At 73.6% G+C, this 17,553-nt stretch carries 13 protein-coding genes; 4 read left to right on the top strand and 9 right to left on the bottom strand.

Annotated elements, in window-relative coordinates:
• Window positions 1–5: 5 nt before the first annotated feature.
• Genes ftsW through rsmH form a run of 8 tightly spaced genes read right to left on the bottom strand, consistent with a single transcriptional unit; the run spans window position 6 to window position 10,622 of the window.
• A complete protein-coding gene (ftsW, locus tag ABZY31_RS20050) occupies window positions 6–1,373 on the bottom strand; it encodes a putative lipid II flippase FtsW (RefSeq protein ID WP_356412205.1) in 1,368 nt (455 codons plus the stop codon).
• 60 nt (window positions 1,374–1,433) lie between these two features.
• Window positions 1,434–2,861 (bottom strand): UDP-N-acetylmuramoyl-L-alanine--D-glutamate ligase, encoded by a 1,428-nt coding sequence (gene murD / locus ABZY31_RS20045; protein ID WP_356412204.1) that lies wholly within the window; start codon window positions 2,859–2,861, stop codon window positions 1,434–1,436.
• On the bottom strand, window positions 2,843–3,913 hold the full coding sequence (mraY, locus tag ABZY31_RS20040) for a phospho-N-acetylmuramoyl-pentapeptide-transferase (RefSeq protein WP_356412202.1): 1,071 nt from the start codon (window positions 3,911–3,913) through the stop codon (window positions 2,843–2,845). Before mraY ends, murD begins: the two co-directional genes overlap by 19 nt.
• Window positions 3,910–5,334: a UDP-N-acetylmuramoyl-tripeptide--D-alanyl-D-alanine ligase gene (murF, locus tag ABZY31_RS20035; protein WP_356412200.1), complete on the bottom strand. Its 1,425-nt coding sequence runs from the start codon at window positions 5,332–5,334 to the stop codon at window positions 3,910–3,912. The genes mraY and murF overlap by 4 nt, the downstream gene beginning before the upstream one ends.
• Window positions 5,331–7,100, bottom strand: coding sequence for a UDP-N-acetylmuramoyl-L-alanyl-D-glutamate--2,6-diaminopimelate ligase (locus tag ABZY31_RS20030; protein WP_356412198.1), 1,770 nt, complete (start codon window positions 7,098–7,100; stop codon window positions 5,331–5,333). Before ABZY31_RS20030 ends, murF begins: the two co-directional genes overlap by 4 nt.
• Window positions 7,101–7,137: 37 nt before the next feature.
• Complete coding sequence (locus ABZY31_RS20025; RefSeq protein WP_356412196.1) at window positions 7,138–9,102, bottom strand: penicillin-binding protein 2; 1,965 nt, start codon at window positions 9,100–9,102, stop codon at window positions 7,138–7,140.
• Between the two features lie 4 nt (window positions 9,103–9,106).
• Window positions 9,107–9,604 carry a hypothetical protein gene (locus ABZY31_RS20020; RefSeq protein ID WP_356412194.1) on the bottom strand — a complete coding sequence of 166 codons (498 nt, stop codon included), beginning with the start codon at window positions 9,602–9,604 and terminating at the stop codon, window positions 9,107–9,109.
• A 58-nt stretch (window positions 9,605–9,662) separates the two neighbouring features.
• Window positions 9,663–10,622: a 16S rRNA (cytosine(1402)-N(4))-methyltransferase RsmH gene (rsmH, locus tag ABZY31_RS20015; RefSeq protein WP_356412193.1), complete on the bottom strand. Its 960-nt coding sequence runs from the start codon at window positions 10,620–10,622 to the stop codon at window positions 9,663–9,665.
• Window positions 10,623–10,977: 355 nt separating this feature from the next.
• Here rsmH and ABZY31_RS20010 point away from each other — a divergent pair, with 355 nt between their 5' ends.
• From ABZY31_RS20010 to ABZY31_RS19995, 4 genes are all read left to right on the top strand, one after another.
• Complete coding sequence (locus ABZY31_RS20010; protein WP_356412191.1) at window positions 10,978–11,529, top strand: carbonic anhydrase; 552 nt, start codon at window positions 10,978–10,980, stop codon at window positions 11,527–11,529.
• 98 nt (window positions 11,530–11,627) lie between these two features.
• A complete protein-coding gene (locus tag ABZY31_RS20005; RefSeq protein WP_356412190.1) occupies window positions 11,628–12,638 on the top strand; it encodes a MoxR family ATPase in 1,011 nt (336 codons plus the stop codon).
• Window positions 12,638–14,020, top strand: coding sequence for a DUF58 domain-containing protein (locus ABZY31_RS20000; protein ID WP_356412188.1), 1,383 nt, complete (start codon window positions 12,638–12,640; stop codon window positions 14,018–14,020). Before ABZY31_RS20005 ends, ABZY31_RS20000 begins: the two co-directional genes overlap by 1 nt.
• On the top strand, window positions 14,017–16,419 hold the full coding sequence (locus ABZY31_RS19995) for a DUF3488 and transglutaminase-like domain-containing protein (RefSeq protein ID WP_356412186.1): 2,403 nt from the start codon (window positions 14,017–14,019) through the stop codon (window positions 16,417–16,419). The genes ABZY31_RS20000 and ABZY31_RS19995 overlap by 4 nt, the downstream gene beginning before the upstream one ends.
• Window positions 16,420–16,895: 476 nt before the next feature.
• On the opposite strand, the gene ABZY31_RS19990 is transcribed toward ABZY31_RS19995, so the two are convergent.
• Window positions 16,896–17,534, bottom strand: a complete 639-nt coding sequence (locus ABZY31_RS19990; RefSeq protein WP_356412184.1) for a TetR/AcrR family transcriptional regulator — start codon at window positions 17,532–17,534, stop codon at window positions 16,896–16,898.
• Between the last annotated feature and the right edge of the window lie 19 nt (window positions 17,535–17,553).

Below are 17,553 nucleotides of genomic sequence, written 5' to 3'. Positions count from 1 at the left end.
GAAATTCACCGCTCTCCGGACGGACGCTTCGTGACGCGCCGTCTCATCGTCTTCCATCTCAGCCCGGCCCGCTTCCAGCCGAACTTCGGCTGACGCATCGCGAGTGCCGCGCGCGCCGCGGGCTCCTCCCGCGCGAACGCGATGAGCAGTCCCACGGCGAACATCGTCGGCAGCAGGGCGGACCCCCCGTAGGAGAACAGCGGGAGCGGGACCCCGGCGATCGGCAGCAGACCGAGCACCGCACCGATGTTGATGACGGCTTGCGCCGTGATCCAGGTGGTCACGCCTCCCGCGGCAAACCTGACGAAGGAGTCCTCCGTACGTCCGGCCACGCGGATACCCGCATAGCCTAGGGCCGCGAACAGGGCGACCACCGACAGCGTGCCCGCCAGCCCCAGTTCCTCACCGGTGATGGCGAAGATGAAGTCCGTGTGGGCTTCGGGCAGTTGACCCCATTTTTCCACGCTCGCACCGAGTCCGGAACCGAACCAGCCGCCGGACGCCAGGGCATAGATTCCGTGCACCGCCTGCCAGCAGAGGTCGTTCTTGCCCGGATCTGTCGCCCCCAGGCACGCGAGGCGGTCCATCCGGTGCGGGCTGGTCCGGATCATCACCGCGACGATCACACCCGCGAAGGCGAGCACCCCCACGAACATCCTGGTCGGCGCCCCGGCGAGCCACAACAGGCCGAAGAGGATGGCGCCGAGGATCATCGCGGTGCCCATGTCCCCGCCGAGCATGATCAGCCCGAGCAGCAGGAAGGCCACCGGCACCAGCGGCACCAGGAGGTGCTTCCACTGGCTCAGCAGCTCCCTGTCACCCTTGCGGGCCAGCAGGTCGGCGCCCCACAGGATCAGGGCCAGCTTGCCGAACTCGCTGGGCTGGAGCATGAACGGGCCGCCGAGGGAGATCCAGTTCTGGTTCCCGTTGATCGCGACTCCTATCCCCGGGACCTGGACCAGGGCCATCAGGAAGAGGGTTCCGGCAAGGACGGGGTAGGACAGCGCCCGGTGCAGTTTGACGGGCATCCGGGAGGCGGCCAGCAGCAGGACGGCGCCGATGCAGGCGGCCAGGAACTGCTTCTTGAAGAAGTACGAGGCGCCCAGGCCCAGCTGGAGGCCCTTGATCATGGAGGCCGAGTAGACCATCACCAGACCGAGCACGGTGATCAGCAGGGCGCTGCCGAAGATCAGGTAATACGCGGTGAGCGGACGGTCCCAGGCCCGGCGCACCTGCCGCTGGGTGCGCCGCAGCCCCTCCAGGGAGCCGCGCCCGGTGATCCTTTTCACGCGCGGAGCGGGCCGTTTGCGGCCCTGCGCCCTCGGCTTCGGGGCGGACGGCCGCCGCCCCGGCAGCAGTTGCTTGGCCGGCATGTGTGATCTTCCCCTCCACTCGGACGAGCAGCCGGCCGGAGGGGTCCGGCCCCTGCGTCGCTAGGCGCCCGCCGCGGCGAGTTCGCGGACCGCGTCGGCGAACGCGTCGCCGCGCTCGTTGTAGTTCGCGAACATGTCCATCGAGGCACAAGCGGGCGCCAGCAGGACCGTGTCGCCCGGCTCGGCCAGCCGGGCCGCTTCCCGGACCGCCTCGGACATCGCCCCAGTGTCGGTCCGTTCCAGCTCGACGACCGGGACCTCGGGCGCGTGTCGCGCCAGCGCGTCGCGGATCAGGGCCCGGTCGGCGCCCATCAGGACGGCGCCGCGCAGCCGCTTCGCGGAGCGCGCCACCAGCTCGTCGAAGGTGGCGCCCTTGGCGAGGCCGCCCGCGATCCACACGACCGGCTCGTAGGCCGCCAGGGAGGCCTCGGCGGCGTGCGTGTTGGTCGCCTTGGAGTCGTCGACGTACGTGACGCCCGCGACCTCGGCGACGTGCGCGATCCGGTGGGCGTCGGGGCGGAAGTCGCGCAGGCCGTCGCGGACGGCGCGCGGCGGCACGCCGAAGGCGCGGGCCAGCGCCGCCGCCGCGAGGGCGTTGGCGATGTTGTGCGGGGCGGGCGGGTCGACGTCGGAAACCTCGGCCAGCTCCTGGGCGTTCTTCTGCCGGTTCTCGACGAAGGCGCGGTCGACCAGGATGCCGTCGACGACGCCGAGCATGGAGGGGCCGGGGGCGCCGAGGGTGAACCCGATGGCGCGGCAGCCCTCTTCGACGTCGGCTTCGACGACGAGGTCCTCGGTGGCCTTGTCGGACACGTTGTAGACGCAGGCGACGGTGTTGCCCTCGTAGACGCGGCCCTTGTCGGCGGCGTACGCCTCCATGGAGCCGTGCCAGTCGAGGTGGTCGGGGGCCAGGTTCAGGACGGCCGCCGAGTGGGCCCGTACGGAGGGCGCCCAGTGCAGCTGGTAGCTGGAGAGTTCGACGGCGAGCACGTCGTACTCCTCGGCGCCGGTCACCACGTCGATGATCGGGGTGCCGATGTTGCCGACGGCGGCGGTGCGCAGACCGGCGGCGCGCAGGATCGACGCGAGCATCCGGGTGGTGGTGGTCTTGCCGTTCGTGCCGGTGATCGCGAGCCAGGGCGCGGCGTTCTCGCCGCGCAGCCGCCAGGCGATCTCGACGTCGCCGACGACGTCCACACCGGCCGCGGCGGCCGCGGCGAACAGCGGGCTGTCCGGCTTCCAGCCGGGCGAGGTGACGACCAGGTCGGTGCCCTCGGGGAGGGTCTCGGCGTCGGCGAGCCGTACGGAGATGCCCAGGGCGCCGAGTTCGGCGGCCCGGGCGCGGTGGCCCTCGCCGTCGCCGCCGTCCACGACGGTCACGACGGCGCCGAGGCCGGCCAGGGCGCGGGCGGCGCTGACGCCGCTCACACCGAGGCCGGCGACGGTGATGTTCTTGCCGTTCCAGGCGGTCACTTGTCCGCTGCCCATCCCGCGTAGAAGAGTCCGAGGCCGACGATCACGCACACGCCCTGGATGATCCAGAAGCGGACCACCACAAGGACTTCGGACCACCCCTTGAGTTCGAAGTGGTGCTGGAGCGGTGCCATCCGGAAGACCCGCTTGCCGGTCATCTTGAAGGAACCGACCTGGATCACCACGGACATGGTGATCAGGACGAAGAGGCCGCCGAGCAGGGCGATCAGGAACTCCGTGCGGGAGCAGATCGCGAGGCCGGCGAGCGCGCCGCCGAGGGCCAGCGAACCGGTGTCCCCCATGAAGATCTTGGCGGGCGAGGTGTTCCACCACAGGAAGCCGAAGCAGGCGCCCATGAGGGCGGAGGCGACGACCGCGAGGTCGAGCGGGTCGCGCACCTCGAAGCAGGCGGACGGGTTCGGCAGGGTCTGCGCGTTGGCGCAGGACTCCTGGTACTGCCAGACACCGATGAAGGTGTAGGCGCCGAAGACCATCACGGCGGCGCCGGTGGCGAGTCCGTCGAGGCCGTCGGTGAGGTTCACGCCGTTCGACATCGCCAGGATCATGAACAGCGCCCAGACCACGAACAGCACCGGCCCGATGGACCAGCCGAAGTCGGTCACGAAGGACAGCCGGGTGGAGGCGGGGGTGAGCCCGCGCCCGTCCGAGAACTGCAGCGCGAGGACCGCGAAGGCGATGCCGACGATCAGCTGGCCGGCCATCTTGGCCTTGGCCCGCAGACCCAGCGAACGCTGCTTGACGATCTTGATGTAGTCGTCCAGGAAGCCGACCACGCCCATCCCCGCCATCAGGAAGAGCACCAGCAGACCGGAGAAGGTCGGCTGGCTGGAGGTGATCACCTTCGTCAGGGCGTACGCGACCAGCGTGGCCAGGATGAAGGAGATGCCGCCCATGGTGGGCGTGCCCTTCTTCCCGGCGTGGCCGCGCGGCCCGTCGTCCCGGATGAACTGGCCGTAGCCCTTGCGGGCCAGCCCCTTGATCAGCAGCGGGGTGCCGACGAGAGTCAGGAAGAGCCCGATGACTCCCGCGAACAGGATCTGCCTCATCGGCCGGTGACCTCGCCCTCGCGCTCAAGGAGCGCCAGCGCGACCCGCTCCAGGCCGATGGACCTGGAAGCCTTCACCAGCACGACGTCTCCCGGGCGCAGTTCACTGCGCAACAGGTCGACCGCCGCCTGCGCGTCGGACACGAGCACCGACTCCTCACCCCACGAACCCTCGTTATATGCGCCCAGTTGCAGCCAGGACGCTTCCCTGCCCCCGACTGCCACGAGCTTGTTCACGTTGAGCCGGACGGCGAGCCGTCCGACCGCGTCGTGCTCGGCGAGCGACTCGTCGCCCAGCTCGGCCATGGGACCGAGCACCGCCCACGTGCGGCCCCCGTTCGCCCGCGCGCCGCCGCCCATCGCGGCAAGTGCGCGCAGGGCGGCCCGCATGGACTCCGGGTTCGCGTTGTAGGCGTCGTTGACGACTGTCACGCCGTCCGCCCGCTCGGTGACCTCCATCCGCCACCGGGACAGCGTGCCCGCCCCGGAGAGCGCGGTGGCGATCTCGGCGACGGACATGCCCAGCACATGGGCGACGGCGGCCGCGGCGAGCGCGTTCGACACGTGGTGCTCACCGTACAGCCGCAAGGTCACTTCGCCGCACCCGGTGGGTGTGTGGAGTGTGAAGGAAGGCCGTCCGCCCTCCGTCATCCGCACCTCGGTGGCGCGTACGTCGGCGTCGTCGGCCTCGCCGAAGAGGACCGTACGGGCCTTCGTGCGGGCGGTCATGGCCCGTACCAGGGGGTCGTCGGCGTTGAGGACGGCGACGCCGCCCGCGGCCTCGTCCGGCAGGGACTCGACCAGCTCGCCCTTCGCCTGCGCGATCTGCTCGCGGCCGCCGAACTCGCCGATGTGGGCGGTGCCGACGTTCAGGACCAGGCCGATCCGCGGCGGGGTGAGGCCGGTGAGGTAGGCGATGTGCCCGATGCCGCGGGCGCCCATCTCCAGGACCAGGTGCCGGGTTTCGGCCGTGGCCTTGAGCGCGGTGAGCGGCAGGCCGATCTCGTTGTTGAGGGAGCCCGGCGTCCACACGGTGGGCGCGTGGTGTTGGAGCACCTGGGCGATGAGGTCCTTCGTGGAGGTCTTCCCGGCGGAGCCGGTCAGCGCCACGACGTCGGTGCCCAGGCGTTCGACGACGGCCCGGGCGAGGGCGCCGAGCGCCTTCTCGACGTCGGGGACGACGATCGCGGGTACGCCGACGGGACGGGCCGCGAGGACGGCCGCCGCGCCCGCGGCGACCGCGCGCTCGGCGTAGTCGTGGCCGTCGACGCGCTCGCCGTCGAAGGCGGCGAACAGGCTGCCCGGCTCGACCTGGCGGGAGTCGATGACGACGGGCCCGGTGACGCGTACGGACGGATCCGGTATGTCGTGCGCGAGTCCGCCGGTGATGTCGGCGATCTCGGCGAGGGAGAGGTCGATCACTGGTTCACCTCGGCCTGTCGTACGGGCGGGGTCTGTTCGGCCGCGGCGGGCTCCTGCGCGCGGCCGCGGTGTGCCTCGATGGCGGCGCGGAGCACCGCGCGGTCGTCGAAGGGGCGGACGACGCCCGCGGTGTCCTGGCCCTGCTCGTGGCCCTTGCCCGCGACGAGGACGGTGTCGCCCGGTGCGGCGCGCGCGACGGCGGCGGCGATGGCCGCCGCCCGGTCGGCGTCGAGGAGGACCGTGGCCCGCTCGGCGGCCGGTACGGAGACGGCGCCTTCGAGCATCGCGGCGAGGATCGCGAGCGGGTCCTCGGAGCGCGGGTTGTCGGAGGTCAGCAGCGCGGTGTCGGCGAACCGGGCGGCCGCGGCGCCCATGGGGGCCCGCTTGGTGGTGTCGCGGTCGCCGCCGCAGCCGAGCACGATGTGCAGCCTGCCCTCGGTGACCTCGCGCAGCGCGCGCAGCACCGATTCGACGGCGTCGGTCTTGTGCGCGTAGTCGACGACGGCGAGGTACGGCTGGCCCGCGTCCACCCGCTCCAGGCGGCCCGGGACCCCGGGGACGGCGGCGACGCCGTCGGCGGCGGTCTGCGGGTCGATCCCGGCGGCGGCCAGGGTGACGATCGCCGCGACCGTGTTGGCCACGTTGAACGGGCCGGGCAGCGGGGCCGTGGCCGAGATCCGCTCCCCGGCCGGGCCCACCAGGGTCAGCGTGGAGCCGACGGGACCGGAGACGACGTCCTCGGCCCGCCAGTCGGCGGCCGGGTCGCCGGTGGCGGAGAAGGTCAGCGTCGGCACGCTCGCCTCCTTCGCGAGGCGGCGGCCGTACTCGTCGTCGAGGTTGACCACGCCCAGGCGGCTGCGGCGCTCGGTGAAGAGCCGCGCCTTGGCCTGGAAGTAGTCCTCCATGTCGGAGTGGAACTCCATGTGCTCGGGGCTCAGGTTGTTGAAGACGGCGACGTCGAAGACGCAGCCGTCCACCCGGCCGAGCACCAGCGCGTGGCTGGAGACCTCCATGGCGACGGCCTGGACGCCGCGTTCGCGCATCACCGCGAAGAGCGCCTGCAGGTCGGTGGCCTCGGGGGTGGTGCGCTCCGATTTGACGGCCTGGTCGCCGATCCGCATCTCGACGGTGCCGACGAGTCCGGTGGTCCGGCCGGCCCGCCGCAGCCCGCCCTCGATGAGGTAGGCGGTGGTGGTCTTGCCGGAGGTCCCGGTGATGCCGATCTGCAGGAGGTCCTCGCCGGGACGTCCGTAGATCGTGGCGGCCAGCTCGCCCATCCGGTCGCGGGGGTCGTCGACCGCGAGGACGGGCAGTCCGGTGGCGGCGGCGCGGGCCGCGCCCGCCGGGTCCGTCAGGATCGCGGCGGCGCCCAGCTCGGCGGCCTGCGGCGCGAAGTCGGCGCCGTGGACGCGGGCTCCGGGCAGGGCCGCGTAGACATCGCCGGGCCGCACCGCACGCGAATCGTGCGTGATGCCGGTGATGCCCGTGGGGCGGCCGTGATGACCGGGGCTGCCGGGCACCTCGGCGGGCACGGGCGTCTCGATGCCGAGCAGCGCGGCCAGATCGCCGAGCGGGGTCGGGCGGACGGCCAGCGGCCGGGGCGCTCCCGGCGGCGTTGCCGGGGCGTCTTTCTGGGTGGTTCTGGGCTGATCAGCGTGGGGCACGGCGGTGAGCGTACCGGGCGCGGCGGGCCGGTCGCGAAGCGAGGGCCCGCTCGTGGGGGCTTCGGCGGTCCGGTTCCCGGGTTTCGGGGTGATCGTTGTCACTGATGGTGCCTCACGGTCTGGTGGCGCGGCGGTCTGCTCACTGGCCGGGTTCGAAGGTGACCGGCAGTCCGGCGGGGGCGGTGCCGCTCGGGGCGACTTGGAGGGACTTGAGGGCGAACTCCATGACCTTCTTGTAGATGGGCCCGCAGATCTGTCCGCCGAAGTAGCTGCCCTTGGTGGGGTTCTGGATGGCGCAGTACACGGTGATGCGGGGGTCGTCGGCGGGGGCGAAACCCGCGAACGACGCGGTGTAGCCCTTGTAGTGGCCGGTGGCGGGATCCACCCGGTTGGACGTTCCCGTCTTGCCGCCGACGCGGTAGCCCGGGATGCGGGCCTTGGTGCCGGTGCCCTCCTGGTCGTCCACGACCGATTCGAGCATCGCGGCCAGGGTCTTGGCGGTCTCGGGGCTCACCACCGTGCGCTTCTCGGGCGCGGGGGCCGGGGTGAAGCGGCCGTCGGGGCCCTTGGTGCCGCGGACCAGGGTGGGCGTGATCCGGACACCGCCGTTGGCGATCGTCGAGTACACGGAGGCGGCCTGCATGGCGTTGAGGGAGAGGCCCTGGCCGAAGGGGATCGTGTACTGCTGGGAGGTGGACCAGGCCTCGGGCCTGGCCAGGATGCCGCGGGACTCGCCCGGGTAACCGAGGCCGGTGGGCTGCCCGATGCCGAACTTGTCCAGGTAGGAGTACAGGACCTTGTTCGCCTCGGCCTGGGTGGGGCCGAGCTGTCCGGTGGCCAGGATGGTGCCGATGTTGCTGGACTTGGCGAGGACCCCGTTGAGGGTCAGGTTCCAGGTCGGGTGGTCGATGTCGTCCTTGAAGAGCCGGTCGCCGCGGTGCAGCCGGTTGGGGACGGTGACGTGGGTGGCGGGGGTGGCCTTCTTCTCCTGCAGGACGGCGGCCATCGACATCACCTTGGCGGTGGAGCCGGGCTCGTAGACGTCCTGGAGGGCCGCGTTGCCCATGGCGGCGGTACGGGCCTTGCCGAGGTCGTTGGGGTCGAAGCCGGGGGCGTTGGCCATGGCCAGGACCTCGCCGGTGCGGGTGTCCTGGACGATGACGTAGCCGCGGTCGGCCTCGGACTTCTGGACCTGCTCGGCGATCGCGCTCTGCGCCGCCCACTGGATGTCGCGGTCGATGGTCAGCTCGATGTCCTGGCCGGGCACGGCGGGCTTCTCGCTGGACCCGGCGGTCGGGACGCGGCGGCCGCCGGACTGGGCGTAGGTCAGCTGGCCGTCCTTGCCGGAGAGCTTCTTGTCGAGCGAGGACTCCAGTCCGCCCGCGCCCTTGCCCTCGGCGTTGACGTAACCCAGTATCCCGGCGGCCAGGTCGCCGTTGGGGTACACCCGCTTGCTGCTGGGCTCCTGGAAGACGCCCGCGAGGACGTTGGCGCCGGGGCCGTTGTTCTTCTTGTCGGCCGCGGCCTTCTCGGCGAAGACCCGCTTGAGGTCCTTGATCTGGTTCCAGACCTGGGGGGTCTGGCGGTGGGCGAGGACGACGTAGCGGGTGTTCTTCGTCGCGAGCCGCTCCGTCAGCTCCTTGGCGTCCTCGCCGAGGATCGGCGCGAGGAGGGCGGCGGCCTGCGCGGGGGCGTCCGGGGCCTTGCTCTCCTGCGGGGTGAACATCGACGGGTCGGCGGTGATGTCGTGCGCGTCGACGCTGGTGGCCAGGGCCACGCCCTTGCGGTCGGTGATGTTCCCGCGCTCGGCGGCCAGGGTGTAGTTGGCGAACCGGTTCTTGGAGGCCGCGGCGGAGAAGGAGGAGGCGTCGACCGCCTGGACCTGGAGCAGCCGGACGACGAAGGCCGCCATGACCAGCGTCAGCGCGACCCCGACCAGCCGCAGCCGCGGCTTGGGGGCGCCGAGCCGGATCGTGTGCGGCGCCCGGGGCGCGGCGGGCCGGCGGGTGGCGGGGCGGGACGCCGGGCGGGCGGCGGGGCGCGCGGTCGTACGGGGCCTGGGCGGCCCGGGGATCCGCCGCCGCGGAGGTTCCTTGGGGCTCACTCGGTCACCTGCCGGGGGTCGGGGTGGGCTTGCCCGCGGAGGGCGGGGGCGGGACGGCGCCGGGGGCCGCGGCGGGCGGGGCGCCCGACGGGCCGGCGGACGCCGCCGGGGGCTGCGGGGCGGCGGACGGGGCGGCCGGCGGCGCGGAGGACGCGGCGGGAGCCGCCGGGGCCGCGGGGGGCGGCGGAGGCGGGGCGGGGGCGTCGGCGGCGGTCGGCGTGCCGCGGACGGTGCCGTCGGCGCCGAGGAAGACCGGGCTGCCGCCGGGCACCAGGCCGAGCTCGCGGGCCCGGCGCTCCAGCGCGTCGGGCGCCGACTGGGCGTCCACGTCGCGCTGGAGGGCCTGCTGCTCGTCGGTGAGCGAGGTGGTCTCCTTCTTCAGCTTGCTGAGGTGGAAGGAACCCTGGTTGAGCGCCGAGTTCAGCAGCAGCAGGCTGATCAGGCCGCCGCCGAGCAGGGCGACGACCAGCAGCACGAAGGGCGTCCGCCCGGCCTTGCTCACCCTGCCTCCTCCCGGTGGGCCCGCCGCGGGACCGTGGCCACGGCCGTGCCGCCCGGCCTCACAGGTGCTCCGCCCGGATCCGCTCCACGCCCCGGCAGCGGGCCGGGGCCGCGCGGCGGTTCTCCGCGATCTCCTCCTCCGTCGGCAGCTCCGCGCCGCGGGTGAGGAGTTTCAGCTTCGGCTGGTACTTCTCCGGTACGACGGGCAGCCCGGGCGGCGCGGTGTTCGCGGCGCCCGCCGCGAAGACCTGCTTGACCAGCCGGTCTTCCAGCGAGTGGTAGGAGAGCACCGCGATCCGGCCGCCGACGGCGAGCCGTTCCACGGCCGCCGGGATCGCCCGCTCCAGCCCCGACAGCTCGCCGTTGACCTCGATGCGCAGGGCCTGGAAGGTCCGCTTGGCCGGGTTGCCGCCGGTCCGCTTGGCCGCCTGGGGCAGCGCGTCGCGGATCAGCTCGACGAGCCGGGCGCTGTTGGTGAAGGGTTCCTTCTCGCGTTCGCGCACCACGGCGGAGACGATCCGCTTGGCCTGCTTCTCCTCGCCGTACTGGCGCAGGATCCGCACCAGCTCGCCCGGCGGGTAGGTGTTGAGGACCTCGGCGGCGCTCATGCCCGTCGTCTGGTCCATCCGCATGTCCAGCGGCGCGTCCTGGGCGTAGGCGAAGCCCCGGTCGGCCTCGTCCAGCTGCATGGAGGAGACACCGAGGTCGAAGAGGATGCCCTGGACGGTGGGCGTGCCGAGGCCGTCGAGCACCTCGGCGAGGTCGGCGTAGATCGCGTGCACCAGGGTCGCGCGGTCGCCGAAGCGGGCGAGCCGCTCGCCGGAGAGCCGCAGCGCCTCCTTGTCGCGGTCGAGCGCGATCAGGCGCGCTTCGGGGAACCGGGTCAGCAGGGCCTCGCTGTGGCCGCCGAGGCCGAGGGTGCAGTCGACGACGACGGCCCCGGGCCTCTCCAGGGCCGGGGCCAACAGGTCCAGGCACCGCTGGAGCATCACCGGGACGTGTCGGGACTCGCTAGTCACAGCGCCCTCTCAGATAACGGCGCGGCAGGCGCACGCACCACCGGGCCGGCCGGAGAGCCGGGGGCGGCCGGGCCGTGCGTACGCGCCGCGCACGCGGAGTTTCATCGGGGGCCGGGAGGCCGGTGAGGGCCGGGCCCCGGCCGGTTCGCGCCACTTTAGTCCAACGGTCGCCGCGGTCAACGAACCGCCCCGCGCGCCGTGCGCCGCCCTCCCGATGAACCGGCAAATGCCGCGAATCACCCGGACGGCCGCGTCCGTCGCACCCTTGTGGGTTAGCTCACAACAAGGTCCATTGACGTTCTTTGTCCGCCCTCACTCCCTGCTCGCACCAGCGGTGACCCTTAACGTCGTAGGCATGACGACTTCCGCACACCTGCCTGCCGACTCCGCGCCCGAGTCTTCGGAGCGCGGCAGCGTCACCGACCGCCTCGTCCAGGCGAACGCCCGCTATGCCGACCGGTTCGCCGACCCCGGCATGGACGCCCGCCCGGTCCTCGGCGTGGCCGTCGTGGCCTGCATGGACGCCCGCCTCGACCTGCACGCCGCCCTGGGACTGGAGCTGGGCGACTGCCACACCATCCGCAACGCCGGCGGCGTGGTCACCGACGACACCATCCGCTCCCTCACCATCAGCCAGCGGGCCCTGGGCACCCGCAGCGTGATACTGATCCACCACACCGGCTGCGGCCTCGAAAGCCTGACCGAGGACTTCCGCCACGAGCTGGAGGACGAGGTCGGCCAGCGCCCCGCCTGGGCCGTCGAGGCCTTCCGCGACGTGGACCAGGACGTCCGCCAGTCCATGCAGCGGGTCCGGACCAACCCCTTCCTGCCGCACCGCGACGACGTGCGCGGCTTCGTCTTCGACGTGCACACCGGCCTGCTCCGGGAGATCGACGCAGCCTCTTGAGTGACACCGGGCCGTCACGCCGTCAACAATGTGTGCTTCGGGGTGGGCCGAACATGCGCAAATGGGCGTCGGCCCGGTGAAAGGGCCAGGAGAACCAGGTGACCACGTATGACGACCGAGCGAACCTCGCTGATCTGACCACGACGGCGGAGCGGATCCGCCGTTCGGTCGAGAGCGTGATCGAGGGCAAGCCCGAGGTCGTCCGCCTCGCGCTGACGGTCCTGCTCGCCGAGGGGCACCTCCTCATCGAGGACGTGCCCGGCGTCGGCAAGACCATGCTGGCCAAGACGCTCGCCAAGTCCATCGACTGCTCGGTGCAGCGGATCCAGTTCACGCCGGACCTGCTGCCCTCCGACATCACCGGTGTGAGCATCTACGACCAGCAGCGCCACGAGTTCGAGTTCAAGCCGGGCGCGATCTTCGCCCAGATCGTGATCGGCGACGAGATCAACCGGGCCTCGCCGAAGACCCAGTCGGCGCTGCTGGAGTCGATGGAGGAACGCCAGGTCACCAGCGACGGGCAGACCTACCGGCTGCCCTCGCCCTTCATGGTCGTCGCCACCCAGAACCCGGTGGAGATGGAGGGCACCTACCCCCTCCCGGAAGCGCAGCGCGACCGCTTCATGGCGCGCGTCTCCGTCGGCTACCCCAGCCCCGACGCCGAGCTGGAGATGCTCGACGTGCACGGCGGGCTCTCCCCGCTCGACGACCTCACCGCCGTCGCGCACGCGCACGACATCCTCAAGCTGATCGAGGCCGTCCGCGCGGTGTACGTCGCCCAGCCCGTGCGGCGCTACATCGTGGACCTGGTCTCGGCCACCCGCAGCCACCCGGAGCTCCGTCTGGGCGCCTCGCCCCGGGCCACCCTGCACCTGCTGCGCGCCGTCAAGGCCTCCGCCGCCCTGTCGGGCCGCGACTACGTCCTGCCCGACGACGTCCAGGCCCTGGCCGCCCCGGTGCTCGCGCACCGGCTGCTGCCCACCGCGCAGGCCCAGCTCAGCCGCCGGACCTCCGAACAGGTGGTCGCCGAGATCCTGCAGCGCACCCCGGTCCCGGCCGCCGGCGCGCGCGGCGAGCAGCCGCCGGGCGCCGGCGCCCGGAGCTTCTGATGGCCGCCGGTACCCCTGGCGGTGCCGGCGAGGGACCCGGGGTGCGCGCGGCGCTCTCCGGGCTCACCACCCGCGGCCGGTCCTTCCTGGCCGCGGGCATCGCCGCCGCCCTGTGCGCCTACGTCCTCGGCCAGGCCGAGCTGCTGCGCGTCGGGCTGCTGCTCGCCGTCCTGCCGCTGATCTGCGTCTACGCCCTGCACCGGACCCGCTACCGGGTCTCCGGCAGCCGCCGGCTGACCCCGATGCGCGTGCCCGCGGGCGCCGAGGCCCGGGTGCAGCTGCGGATGGACAACGCCTCCCGGCTGCCCACGGGCCTGCTGATGCTCCAGGACCGGGTGCCCTACGTGCTCGGGCCCCGGCCCCGCTTCGTCCTGGACCGGATGGAACCGGGCGGCCGGCGCGAGGTGTCCTACCGGGTCCGCTCCGACCTGCGCGGGCGCTACCCCCTGGGGCCGCTCCAGCTGCGGCTGGCCGACCCCTTCGGGCTGGTCGAGCTGACCCGCTCGTTCAGCACCTACGACACCCTCACCGTCATCCCGCGCACCGAGCCCCTGCCGCCCGTACGCCTGGCCGGGGAGTCCTCCGGCTACGGCGACGGCAGCCTGCGCGCCCTCGCGCTCGCCGGGGACGACGACGTGATCCCGCGCGGCTACCGGCAGGGCGACGACCTGCGCCGCGTCCACTGGCGCTCCACCGCCCGCTACGGCGAGCTGATGGTGCGCCGCGAGGAGCAGCCGCAGCGCAGCCGGGCGACCGTGCTGCTGGACACCCGCCGCCTCGCCTACGAGGGCGCGGGCCCCGACTCGGCCTTCGAATGGGCCGTCTCCGGCGCCGCCTCCGCGCTGGTGCACCTGCTGGAGCGGGGCTTCTCCGTCCGGCTGCTCACCGACACCGGGAACTCGGTGCCCGGCGAGGGCGCGGGCGGCTTCTCCTCCGGCGGCCACGAGTCCGCCGAGGCGGCCGGGCTGATGATGGACACCCTCGCGATCGTCGGGCACTCCGACGGGGCCGGACTCTCGCGCGCCCACGACCAGGTGCGGGCCGGCCACGACGGGCTGCTCGTCGCCTTCTTCGGCGAGCTGGACGACGTACAGACCGCGATGGCCGCCAAGATGCGCGGCCGGTCGGGGGGCGCGATCGCCTTCGTCATCGACACCGACGCCTGGGCCGACCCGCTGGCGGCGCCCGAGGGGCCGTCCACCGGGCCGTCCGCGGCGGCGCCCACCCCCCTGGCCGACCGGCTGCGGCAGCTGCGCGACGCGGGCTGGACCGCGGTCGCCGTGCCCCCCGGCACCGCCTTCGCCGACCTCTGGCGGCAGGCGGGCACCGGGCACGGCCAGGACCAGGGCCACGACATGAACACCTCCGGAGGCAGGCCATGAGCGGCCGGGCGAGACTGACCCTCTACGCGCTGCTGGCGACCATGCTCACCTCGGGCGCCCTGCTGCCACTGGTCCATCCGACGACCTGGATCTTCCAGGCCGCGGCGCTGGCCGCCGTCCAGAGCGCGGTCGGCGCGGGGGCCCGGCGGGTGCCGCTGGCGCGCCCGCTGACGGTGGCCGCGCAGCTGCTGGTGAGCCTGCTCCTGCTCCTGCTGCTCTTCGCCGGGAAGGGCGCCTCGACCGGCTCGGGGCCGCTCGCGTACCTGGTCACCGACTTCGGCGGGCTGTACGGGCAGGGGCTGCGCGACGTCGGCGAGTTCGCGCTGCCCGCGCCGCTGACCGAGGGCATCCGGCTGCTGCTGATCTCCGGGGTCCTGCTGATCGGGCTGCTGGTGGACATGCTGGCGGTGACCGCGCGGGCCGCCGCGGCGGCCGGGCTGCCGCTGCTCGCCCTGTACTCGGTGGCCGCCGGCCTGAACGGCGGGGGCGGCGCGTCCTGGCTGTGGTTCGTCCTGTCGGGCTGCGGCTACCTGCTGCTGCTCCTGGCCGAGAGCCGGGACCGGCTGGCCCAGTGGGGCCGGGTCTTCGGCGGCGCGGCCCCGGGCGGGGGCGCCCCCCGTACGGGCCCGGGCGCCGGGAGCCGGCCGCTGGCCCCCGTCCGCACCGGGCGGCGGATCGGCGCGGTCGCCCTCGGGCTCGCCCTCGCGGTCCCGGTGGCGCTGCCCTCGATGAGCAGCGGCCTGCTGGACTCCCAGGGCGGCGGCTCGGGCGGCGCGGGCCAGGGCACCGGGGTCACGCAGGCGGTCAACCCGCTCGTGGCCCTCCAGGACAGCCTCAACACGCAGGACAACCGCGAGGTGCTGAAGTACCGCACGGACAGCCGGGAACTCTCCGACCAGTACCTGCGGATCCTCTCCCTCGACCAGTTCGACGGGGTCAAGTGGGAGGCGTCCGCGCGCCCGCTGAGCGACGTCCCGCAGCGGCTGCCGGACCCGCCGGGGCTGAGCCGGGAGCTGCGGGAAGGCTCCGGCGAGATCCGCACGAGCATCTCGGCGTCCGACACCTACGCGCAGCGCTACCTGCCGATGCCCTACCCGGCGACGGCCGTGGAGGTGCGCGGGCGCTGGCGGTTCGAGCCGGTGGGGCGGACCCTGGTCGGCGAGCAGCTCGGCAAGGACAAGTACCAGAACGCCCAGGGCGCGCAGTACACGGTGCGCAGTGTCGAGCTGCGGCCGACGGCCGACCAGCTCGCGGCGGCCCCGGCCGCCGCGCCGAGCGTCCTCGGCGAGAACACCCGACTGCCGGACAACCTGCCGGCGGTGGTCTCGGAAACGGCCCGCAAGGTCACCCAGGGGGCGCGCGGGGACTACGCGAAGGCCGTGAAGCTCCAGGACTACTTCGCCGTCGACGGCGGCTTCACCTACGACACCAAGGTCGCCTCGGGCAGCGGCTCGCAGGCCATCGCCCGGTTCCTGGCGGACAAGCGGGGCTTTTGCATCCACTTCTCCTTCTCGATGGCGACGATGGCCCGCTCGCTGGGGATCCCGGCCCGGGTCGCGGTCGGCTTCGCGCCGGGCACCCGGCAGACCGACGGCAGCGTCGTCGTGACCATGCGGGACGCGCACGCGTGGCCCGAGCTGTACTTCGAGGGGGTGGGCTGGACCCGCTTCGAGCCGACCCCGCAGCGGGGGACGGCGCCCGCGTACACCCGGCCGGACACGCCCGTCGCGCAGCCGTCCGCCCCGGCGGCGCTGCCGTCGGCGTCCGCTTCGGCCCCGGTCCCGGCCCCCTCCGCGTCCCAGGACTGCCCGCCGCAGCAGAAGCGGCTCGGCGAGTGCGGGGACGCGGCGGCGGGCGCGGGCGCCGGGTCGGGTGACGGGGGCGTCTCGGCCGGGGCGGTCCTCGGCTGGGCCGCGCTGGGGGCGGTCCTGATCGCCCTGCCCCTGCTGCCGCTGCTGTGGCGGAGCCGGGTACGGGGGCGGCGGCTGCGCTCCGGGGACCCGCTGGAGGCCTGGCGGGAGCTCGGGGACGCGGCGTGGGACGTCGGCATCGTGCCCGACGGGGCGCTGTCGCCGCGGGCTGCGGCGGGGCGCATCGTGCGGCGGGGGCGGCTGGAAGCGGATGCGGGTGCGGCGGAGGCCGTGCACCGGGTCGCGGGGGCGGTGGAACGCGTGCTGTACGCGCCCCCGTCCGCGGCGCCCCCGGCGCACGACCTGGCCCCGGACGTCCTGGCGGCCCGCCGGGCCCTCCTGGCCGCGGTCTCCCGCCCGACCCGCCTGCGCGCCCTCGTGGCCCCCCGCTCCGCGGCCCGCCTCACCCGCGCCGCCGCGGCGCAGTGGTCCGCCCTGACGCAGCGCGCCACCACCCTGACGCAGCGCCTCCGCCCCCGCCGCACCTGACCCGGCGGCGGGTGCCCTCAAACGCCGGGCAGGCTGAAATGCCCCGTGGGGCCACCCCCTCCAGCCCGTCCGGCGTTTGAGGACCCGCCGGAGGCAACGGCCACCAGGCCGCCAACCCCCACCCCCCGTGAACGCCTCCGGCGCGGGCCCTCAAACGCCGGGCGGCTGGAATTGCCCCCGCAGGGGGGACGCACGTGGAGACGCCGGTGGGGTGGGCTCGATCCCCCCGAGCCCACCCCACCGGCGCACCGCTCCGACTGCCGGGCCCCCCGCCCCGCACTCGGCGGCAGGATCCCCGCCCCGCTCCGCGGCCCCGTGTCCGCGGTGCGGGCCGGGGCCCCGTCCGTCGCACCCATTCTGCGGCCGCCCCATGGGCCGGCCCATCCGCGCGCGTACTCAGCTTCCGCGCCGCCGCACCTGGGTACGGATACTCAGTTCTACGCGCCCGGCTCGCCGGCCGGACACCGCCGACCGGGTCACCGGCTCCCGCTGACCCGCCCCCGCAGCAGCAGCGACAGCGCCGAGTGCACGTCGTCGATCGACCGCTCGCTCTGGAAGGACTGCCAGTCCAGCGCGGCCACCAGCACCATCCCGACCATCGCGGCCGCCGTCAGCGGCACGTCGATCTCCGCGCTGAGTTCGCCCCGCTCGACCCCTTCCCGCAGTACCGTCTCCACCACCGCCACCGCCTCCTGCCGGACCACCATGAGGGTGGACTGCCAGGCCCGGTTGGTCCGCCAGAGTTCGGCGACGTACAGCTGGGTGAAGGCCGGGTAGCGGTCGATGAAGACGAGCCCGGCCCGGATCATCTGGTCGAGCGCCTCGACCCGGGTGCCGCCGCGCGCCTCGGTCTCCTCGGCGGCGGTCCGCAGCGAGGCGGTCAGCAGCCCCACGCCGTGCCGCAGCAGCTCCTCGAAGAGGTCGGTCTTGCTCGCGAAGTTGTAGTAGACCGTGCCCTTCGCGACGCCCGCCCGTTCGGCGATCTCGTCGACCGTGGTCGCGGAGAACCCCTGTTCGGCGATGAGGGTGACGGCCGCTTCGTAGAGCTTCTGCCGCGTGGCCTGGCGTCGGCCGGTGCCGGTACCGGTGCCTGTGCCGGTGCTGCTGCTGTCCATGGCGCTGATTCTCACAGGT

The sequence above is a fragment of the Streptomyces sp. NPDC006529 genome (genome assembly GCF_040611795.1).
In the GTDB taxonomy this organism is placed as follows: Bacteria; Actinomycetota; Actinomycetes; order Streptomycetales; family Streptomycetaceae; genus Streptomyces.
Note: the sequence above shows the minus strand (reverse complement) of the source record. Positions and strands in the feature narration are given on the sequence as shown.

Excerpts from the sequence above, each read along its gene's own strand:
- mraY (WP_356412202.1), bottom strand. The coding sequence starts at position 3,913 with ATGAGGCAGATCCTGTTCGCGGGAGTCATCGGGCTCTTCCTGACTCTC.
- ftsW (WP_356412205.1), bottom strand. The coding sequence starts at position 1,373 with ATGCCGGCCAAGCAACTGCTGCCGGGGCGGCGGCCGTCCGCCCCGAAG.
- ABZY31_RS20000 (WP_356412188.1), top strand. The coding sequence starts at position 12,638 with ATGGCCGCCGGTACCCCTGGCGGTGCCGGCGAGGGACCCGGGGTGCGC.
- ABZY31_RS20010 (WP_356412191.1), top strand. The coding sequence starts at position 10,978 with ATGACGACTTCCGCACACCTGCCTGCCGACTCCGCGCCCGAGTCTTCG.
- ABZY31_RS19995 (WP_356412186.1), top strand. The coding sequence starts at position 14,017 with ATGAGCGGCCGGGCGAGACTGACCCTCTACGCGCTGCTGGCGACCATG.
- ABZY31_RS19990 (WP_356412184.1), bottom strand. The coding sequence starts at position 17,534 with ATGGACAGCAGCAGCACCGGCACAGGCACCGGTACCGGCACCGGCCGA.
- murD (WP_356412204.1), bottom strand. The coding sequence starts at position 2,861 with ATGGGCAGCGGACAAGTGACCGCCTGGAACGGCAAGAACATCACCGTC.